The sequence below is a fragment of the Streptomyces sp. NPDC055078 genome, from assembly GCF_053607985.1.
The window spans coordinates 1-4,725 of sequence record NZ_JBSGUP010000641.1; the positions used below are offsets into that span (position 1 = coordinate 1).

A 4,725-nucleotide genomic window follows, 5' to 3' on the forward strand; every position below is an offset into this window, starting at 1 on the left:
GGCCAGATGACCTGGCCGCCGGTATCGGTGAGCGTGCGGGTCAGTTCCCCCGGGGGCTGCCGATCGGTGATCAGGCCGCCGGTCTGCTCCAGCGGTGCCACCCGGTAGGGGGCGACACGCTGGAGCTTGGAGCTGTCCGCGAGCACATAGTTCACCGCCGAGTTGCGCATGATGGCCCGTCGCACATGGCACTCGTCGAGGTGGAAGTCGGTCAGTCCGGCCTCGGTGTGCACACCGCCGGAGCCGAGGAACGCCACGTCGGCGTAGACGTCCTCGAAGAAACCCTGCGCCAGGGGACCGGAGAGCGCCAGATCGCCCCTGCGCATCCGGCCGGAGCTGAGGTGGACCTCGATACCGGTGGCCTCCGCCAGTTCGTTCGCGGCCAGGACCGAGCAGGTCAGCACCACACCGGTGAAGTTGTTCGCGAGGGCGCGGGCGACGTGCATCGCCGTCGTGCCGACATCGATGACGACGGTCTGCCCGGGGCGGACGAGTTCGGCGGCGAGGTTCCCGATGACCGCCTTCGCCTCCCCGGCCGCTCCGAAGCGTTCCGGGAACGAGGGCTCGTTGCTGAGGTGATCGGTGCGGGTGGCACCGCCGCGGACTCGTACCAGCAGGCCCTTGGCCTCCAGCTCGGCGAAGTCACGACGGATGGTTTCTGCTGATACGTCCAGTTTGTCCGCTAGCTCGGCGGTCGACACCACGCGACCTTCCTGGATCGCCTGCGAGATAAGGGTGTGCCGCTCGACTGCGAGCATATTCAGACCGTTCCTGTGGCGACATGTGGCCTTCTGACGCGAAGTATTGGCCGCCGGAGGCCCGGCAGTCAAGGGATCTACGGTGAACGGCAACCCGCGGGCAATGCTTCGGCAACCCTTCAGACTCCCCTCACCAGCACTCGGCGGCTACGAGCCGGAGATTCCGCGGGGGCGGCGGGTCCCCGTTGGTCACGAAATGAACAAGGTCTTGTCAATCACCACAAGGACAGTCAACATGGCCCTCGTAAGTCACAGAAAACCACGATTGCAGTCAGAACCAGTCTTCACCGGGCTTACGGCCCGCGTACTCACAGCGGTCCGGACGTCCGGGCACGAGACGCTTCCGCCTCCGCGGCTGTGGCGCCCTCGCTGGGGAGGCAAGACTCGACCTAGGGAGTGTCGTGACGGAGAAGTATGCGATCACTATCGTCTTCACCGCCCTGCTGATCTACCTCGCCTACCGGTCCTACCGGCGCATCAACAGCTACCAGGACTACAACCTCGCGGGGCGCAACACCGGTTTCGCCGCGCTCGTGGCGACGCTGGGCGCGGCGGAGTTCAACACCGCCACGCTCATCGGAGGCGCCTCGGTCGCCTACATGTACGGGACCGTGGGGCTCTGGTACACGTCGTTCATCTTCGTCTTCGTCTTCAGCATCTACGCCTTGACCGTCGCCAAGCCCTACCGGCGCCTGCAGATCACGACGATCGCGGAGTTCTTCGAGCGCCGCTTCCACGGCAAGGGCTCGGAGACCACCAGAGCGCTCGCCAGTGTGGTGACCCTGACGTTCACCTGGATCGCGCCCGCGACCTATCTCGCCGGCCTCTCCGTGGTCGTGTCCGTGCTGCTCGGCGTGGAACCGCTGACCACGGTCATCGTGATCACGTCCCTGTGCCTCGTGCTGTCCCTGGCCGGCGGCTTCATGACCGCCATCTCCTTCGACATCGTGGCGTACGTCATGATCCTCGTCTTCATACCGGTGATCTTCTACATCGGCTACACCAACGCCGGCGGATTCGGCGAGCTGAGCAAGGTCTTCGACCCGCAGTACCTGTCGTTCAAGCCGATCTGGGACCTGGAGAACTTCGGTTTCGCCGCGATCCTGACGTGGTGCCTGCAGAACATCATGCTCTACGTGGCGGCACCCTGGTACGGGCAGCGGATCTTCTCCGCCCGCAGCGCGCGCATCGCCCGCCGGGCCATGCTGGTCAACACGGTGCTGATCGTGGCGCTGTACGCGCTGGTCGCCACGGCCACGATGTTCACCCGGGTGGTCATGCCCGACCTCGACAAGCCCGAGGAGGCGCTGCCGAGGCTGGTGCTGGAATACACCCCGCCCATCGTCCAGGGACTGCTGCTGGTGACCCTGCTGCTGGTCGGCATCAGCACCATGGTGGCGATCTGGAACTCCGCGGTGTCGATCGTGGTCAACGACCTGCTGAAGAGGTACGCGTTCCAGGGGCGCGGCGACCAGTTCTATGTGATGTCCAGCCGTGTGGTGTTCCTGGTCCTCGGTGTCTCGACCCTGGTCTTCGCGCTCACCTTCGTCGGCAACATCCTGCTCGTCCTGACCTATGTCTCCGTCTTCACCGCCCTGCTCGCCTTCCCGATCCTGGCGGGCCTGTACTGGAAGCGGTTCAGCACCCGGGCGGCACTCGCCTCGCTGACGGTCGGCGTGGTGTACGTCGTCGTCGCGCTGCTGGCGGACTTCCCGTACCACTTCGTCAGCCCGGTCGGTATCGCGCTCAGCGCCGTCGTCGGCACGGCCATGACGCTGGCGGGCGGCCGGCAGCCCATCGACCCACGGGTGGAGCACTTCTTCGCGACCGCCCACGGCAGGACCCACGACACGAAGGGAGAGCCGGCGCATGTCGAAGCCTGACGGAGCCCGCTACCGGCTGAACGAGAACGGCGACATCCTCAACATCACCGGCTACGCCGACCGGTGGAGCCTGCGTCCCGGTGAGTCCATCACCTTCCACGTCAGCACCCGTCACGCCGAGTACGAGGCCGGGATCGTGGAGCTGCTCGGCGGGATGACCGACCCGCGCTCCACGGACCTCCCGGTGCGGGACGTGGGCGCGGAGTGCGACGGCACCCACCCCGGCACCGTCCAGCGCACCGACCCCGGTTCGTACGCCACCCTGCCGCTGCCGGACAACTGGCTCGCCGGCAACGCGTTCAGCGTGCAGCTGCGCCTCTTCCCCACCCTGCCGCGGGCCGGCCACGAGCAGGTCGTCTTCTGCTCCGGCGACGACGATCCGCGGCATCTGGTCAAGCTGGCGATCGACTCCGACGGCAGGCTCGGTCTCACCCTGGCGGGCCCCTCCGGCGAGGTCCGCCTGGTGTCGGATGTCGAACTGCGGCCCGGCTGCTGGTTCTTCGTGAGCGCGGACTACGAAGGCCGGTCCGGGGCGCCGGGCCGGGCCCGGCTGCACGTCGCACAGGAGACCGGCTGGCAGCGGCGGGCACAGCGGCACACCGCCGAAGCGGACGCCGGACCGGACTTCACCGGGGCCCGTACGTCCGAGACGTTCCTGGCCGCCGCCCCGACACTCATCGACGGTGAGCGATACCTCGACCGGCACTTCAACGGAAAGATCGAGAACCCGCGCTGCTACGGCCGCGCCCTGGACCCGACCGAGGTGGCCGCCGCCCGCGCGGGCGGGACCGTCCGGCCGACCGCTCTGCTGGCCGACTACGACCTCGGGACGGACTTCTCGTCGAGCCGGCTGTGCGACATCTCGGGGAACAACCTCCACGGGACCCTGCACCAGGCACCGCAGCGGGGCGTGACGAGCAGCCGGTGGGACGGCCGGCACACGGACTTCCGCACCGCGCCCGCGCAGTACGCGGCGGTCCACTTCCACGAGGACGACCTGGAGGACGCGGGATGGCAGCCGTCGTTCACCTGGACCGTGCCGCCCGGGACACCCCCCGGCGCCTACGCCCTGCGGCTGCGGGCGGGCGACGAGGTGGACTACATCCCCTTCTTCGTCCGCCGCCCGGCCGGCAGCCGCGCCAAGGTGCTGTTCCTGGTGCCGAGCTTCACGTACCAGGCGTACGCGAACGAGCGGCTCTTCGAGTCCGGTCTGCAAGAGGACTTCATGGTCCACGACATGAAACTCGCACCGCAGGACGAGTTCATCGTGAGCCACGACGAGGTCGGGAAGTCGCTGTACGACACGCACACGGACGGCAGCGGCGTCGCCTACTCCTCCCGGCTGCGCCCCGTGCTGAACCTCCGGCCGCATTACCACAACTGGCTGTCCGGCCATGTCCGGCACCTGGCGGCCGACCTGTTCATCCTCGGATGGCTGCGCTCCCTGGGCGAGGACCACGACTTCGACGTGGCACTCGACGAGGACCTGCACCGCGAGGGGCCCGGCCTCCTCGCGCGCTACAACACCGTGGTGACCGGCTCCCACCCGGAGTACTGGACACGGGACATGATGGACTCGCTGAGCGCGTACCTGGGCGACGGCGGGCGGCTGATGTATCTGGGCGGCAACGGCTTCTACTGGGTCACCAGCGCGTTCGAGGACCGGCCGCACCTCATCGAGGTCCGGCGCGGCAACTCGGGGACCAGGTGCTGGGACTCGCCCCCCGGCGAACTGGTGCACAGCGCGAGCGGTGACCACGGCGGCCTGTGGCGCTTCAACGGCTACGTACCGCAGCAGTTGGTGGGCGTGGGCATGGCCGCGCAGGGCTGGGGCGAGGGCGCGGGCTACCGCCGGCTGCCCGACAGCCACGACGAGTCCGTCGCCTTCGTCTTCGACGGCATCGCGGCCGACGAGGTGATCGGGGACTTCGGCCATGTGCTGGGCGGCGCGGCAGGCGACGAGGTCGACCGGTTCGGCTTCGACCTGGGCACGCCCGCGAACGCCCTGCGCCTGGCCACATCGACCGGGCTGGACGACCGCTACCAGATCACCCAGGAGGAGTTGCTGATGACCGCGCCCGGTC

General features: G+C 68.2%; 3 protein-coding genes. 2 read left to right on the plus strand and 1 reads right to left on the minus strand.

Annotated elements, in window-relative coordinates:
* Nucleotides 1–758, minus strand: a 758-nt coding sequence (locus ACWF94_RS33835) for a DeoR/GlpR family DNA-binding transcription regulator (protein WP_453497458.1), incomplete at its 3' end; no start/stop codon positions are given.
* Between the two features lie 401 nt (nt 759–1,159).
* Here ACWF94_RS33835 and ACWF94_RS33840 point away from each other — a divergent pair.
* The gene (locus ACWF94_RS33840) at nt 1,160–2,641 is read left to right on the plus strand and encodes a sodium:solute symporter family protein (protein WP_453497461.1); all 1,482 of its coding nucleotides are present in this window, start codon (nt 1,160–1,162) and stop codon (nt 2,639–2,641) included.
* Nucleotides 2,628–4,725, plus strand: a 2,098-nt coding sequence (locus ACWF94_RS33845; RefSeq protein WP_453497464.1) for a N,N-dimethylformamidase beta subunit family domain-containing protein, incomplete at its 3' end; no start/stop codon positions are given. The genes ACWF94_RS33840 and ACWF94_RS33845, both read left to right, overlap by 14 nt.